Genomic DNA, 3,020 nt, shown 5'->3' with positions numbered 1-3,020 from the left:
ATTTAAACCACTATTTTTTATAAAAGTACTTATTATTTTTGAATTATAGTGTTCTCCTCTTGAAAGGAAAAAAGCTTCTCTTTTTTTATTTTTTAATACTGTATTATTTAAATCTTTTTTTAAATCTTCTATTATTATTTTTTTATCAATATTTAATTCTGTACATAAAAGTTCAAATTTGTTAATTATAGAATCAAAACTTTGCTTTATATTTATATAAATTTTTTGTTTACTAAAATGTTCCCCATTTGTAGCAATATTTAAAAGGTGATCTGTAATTTTTTCATCAAACTTCTCATCTCGTCCAGGGGCTGATACAACAATAACTCTTCTATTTTTATCTTTTTTAATTATTTCTAATACTTTTTTTATTTGAGAAGAGTCCCTGACCGAACTTCCCCCAAACTTACATACTTTTATATTCAATATAATTCCTTTATTAGTCTTCTAGCGGATAAACTCCATTTTCATCATGGTTTTCAGTCCCTTTAATTGGTGGATTAAATACACAAATCATTCTCATATCTTCACTTCCACCATAAAGATTATGGTCATCATGATTATTTAAAGCATACATAATTCCATCATGAAGTTCATGAACTTCACCTGTTGCTAAATCTTCAATTTTCCCATTTCCACCTACACAATAAACAGCTTCTAAGTGATTTTGATAATGTATATGAGTTTTAGTATTTGCTCTAATTATTGTTTCATGAAAAGAAAATCCCATTCCTTCATCTTTTAAAAGCATTCTTCTACTAACCCACTGTCCACCTTGCGCATGAACTTCTCTGTCTGTACCCATTACATCTTTTTTTATATCTTTTACTATCATTTTAGAACTCTCCTGATAATTTTTCTTTTTTATCAGCCATTAATCTACTAATTGCTTTTTCAAATCTTTTTAGACCTTTACGTAAAGTCTCTTCATCAATAATTAATGGTGGTAAGAATTTAACAATTTGATTTTCACTACCACAAGTTTCAACAATCAGTTTTTCTTCAAATGCATAAGATGAAATTTCTCCTGCAATTGAGTTATCCCCTTTAATATCAAAGGCATAAGCTAAACCTCTACCTCTAACTTCAACTTCTAATTCATCTTTAAATTTATCAGCAATTTTTTGAAGCTCTTCTTTTATAATGTTTTCTTTATATTTAACTGCATTTGATAAATCATCATTTTGCCAATATTGTTCAATTGCAACTTTAGCAGCAACGAATGCTAAGTTATTACCTCTAAATGTACCTGTATGCTCACCTGGTTTCCATTGATCTAAATCTGGTTTTAATAAAACAACTGCCATTGGTAATCCACCACCAATTGATTTTGAAATTGTTACAATATCTGGATTAATACCAGCAAATTCAAATGAGAAAAATTCACCTGTTCTTCCATTTCCAACTTGAATATCATCAATAATTAATAAAATATCATACTCTCTACAAATTGACTCAAGCTCTTGTAACCACTCTTTAGATGCAACATTAATTCCACCTTCACCTTGAATAGTTTCAACAATAACAGCAGCAGGAATATCTAGTCCACTACTACTATCTTCTAAAAATTTTCTAAAAATAGACATAGTATTCATATCACCAAAGTAACCATCAAATGGCATAAATGATACATTTGATCTACTAATATAACTTTCATCTCTATAGTCATTATTTCCAGTTACAGATGATGAACCTTGAGTTAAACCATGAAAACCATTTGTAAAAGATACAACATTACTTCGACCTTTTACTAATCTTGCAAGTTTAAGTGCAGTTTCAACAGCATTTGTTCCTGTAGGTCCTGTAAACTGTACTTTATAATCTAAATTTCTTGGAACTAAAATAGTATCTTGAAGTGTTTGTAAGAACTCTTTTTTAGCACTTGTAGCCATATCAAGACCATGAACAACACCATCTTTTTGAATATATTCAATTAAAGCTTTACTAACATGTTCATTATTATGTCCATAGTTAAGTGTTCCAGCTCCTGCAAAGAAATCAATAAAGTCTTCACCTTGTTCATTTGTTAAAATTGCACCCTTTGATGTTTCAAAAATTGTTGGAAAACTTCTTATATATCCTCTTACTTCTGATTCTAAATTTTCAAATATTCTCATTTTTTTTCCTTTAGTTTAAATGGCCCAATTTCATATAGGACTTCTTCTTCATGTTGGTTTATAAAATCTTCTTTTTCAAAAAAATCTTTTGAAATCATTTTTGTTTTAAGTACACTTGTTAATTTTTCAAATGCTCTTATTGATGATTTATTACTTGGCGAAACAGTAGTATGAATATAATTTAAATCCATATTCTCTTTTCTTTTTAAAATATTAAGCATAAGCTTATTTGCTAAGCCATATCCTCTTAATCTTTCATCAACTGCTACTTGCCAAATAAATAATTTATTAGGTTCATCTGGTAGTTTATAAGCAGAAACAAATCCTACTACTTCTTCTTCCATTAGTGCAATTGCACATGTGTCTTTAAAATGAGTTGATTGTAGTAAATACAGATATTCAGAATTTACATCTAATACCTTTGTACTCTCTACTAATTTATATATCTCTTTTGAAAAACTTTTGCTTGGTTCTTTAATTATAACCTTCTGGCCATTCATATCTTACCTTTTTCATTTAGTGTTAATATTAATTACATAACTTATGTTAAATATTTACATTATGTATGTTAAATATTTAAATAAAAACAGTGTGATATTAACATATAAAACTTATGTAATACTTAAAATATACGTAATTTATGACATAAATATAGAAAATAATGATATTTAAAAACATAACTTATGTAAAAAAAAATCAATAAAAGTGTAAAAAAATGTCTTGTATAAAATAAGTTTAATAAAAGATTAAGTAGTATACGAGTGATAAAGAAATTATTATAAATTAAATGAAAGGTGAAAATTGGCTTTACTTAATAATAAAGATGTTCTACTAAGTAGTATTGCAGAACTTTTAAATACTAAAGTTAGGACATTAAAAATGTATGAAGATAGAAAATTGCTT

General features: G+C 27.0%; 3 protein-coding genes and 1 pseudogene. All 4 read right to left on the bottom strand.

Annotated elements, in window-relative coordinates:
- Positions 1–426, bottom strand: a pseudogene (locus ACERKK_RS12530) (aspartate kinase); the annotation flags it as partial.
- A 13-nt stretch (positions 427–439) separates the two neighbouring features.
- Positions 440–835 (bottom strand): ectoine synthase, encoded by a 396-nt coding sequence (locus tag ACERKK_RS12525; protein WP_373773414.1) that lies wholly within the window; start codon positions 833–835, stop codon positions 440–442.
- 1 nt (position 836) lies between these two features.
- The gene (ectB, locus tag ACERKK_RS12520) at positions 837–2,117 is read right to left on the bottom strand and encodes a diaminobutyrate--2-oxoglutarate transaminase (protein WP_373773413.1); all 1,281 of its coding nucleotides are present in this window, start codon (positions 2,115–2,117) and stop codon (positions 837–839) included.
- Positions 2,114–2,617, bottom strand: a complete 504-nt coding sequence (ectA, locus tag ACERKK_RS12515) for a diaminobutyrate acetyltransferase (RefSeq protein ID WP_373773412.1) — start codon at positions 2,615–2,617, stop codon at positions 2,114–2,116. The genes ectB and ectA overlap by 4 nt, the downstream gene beginning before the upstream one ends.
- Positions 2,618–3,020: the final 403 nt, after the last annotated feature.

Origin of the sequence: Poseidonibacter sp. (genome assembly GCF_041821165.1) — a bacterium.
Lineage (GTDB): Bacteria > Campylobacterota > Campylobacteria > Campylobacterales > Arcobacteraceae > Poseidonibacter.
The sequence above is the reverse complement of the archived record's forward strand: the minus strand, read 5'-3'. Positions and strand labels throughout refer to the sequence as shown.

Coding starts and splice junctions, on each gene's coding strand:
- ectA (WP_373773412.1), bottom strand. CDS start 2,617: ATGAATGGCCAGAAGGTTATAATTAAAGAACCAAGCAAAAGTTTTTCA.
- ACERKK_RS12525 (WP_373773414.1), bottom strand. CDS start 835: ATGATAGTAAAAGATATAAAAAAAGATGTAATGGGTACAGACAGAGAA.
- ectB (WP_373773413.1), bottom strand. CDS start 2,117: ATGAGAATATTTGAAAATTTAGAATCAGAAGTAAGAGGATATATAAGA.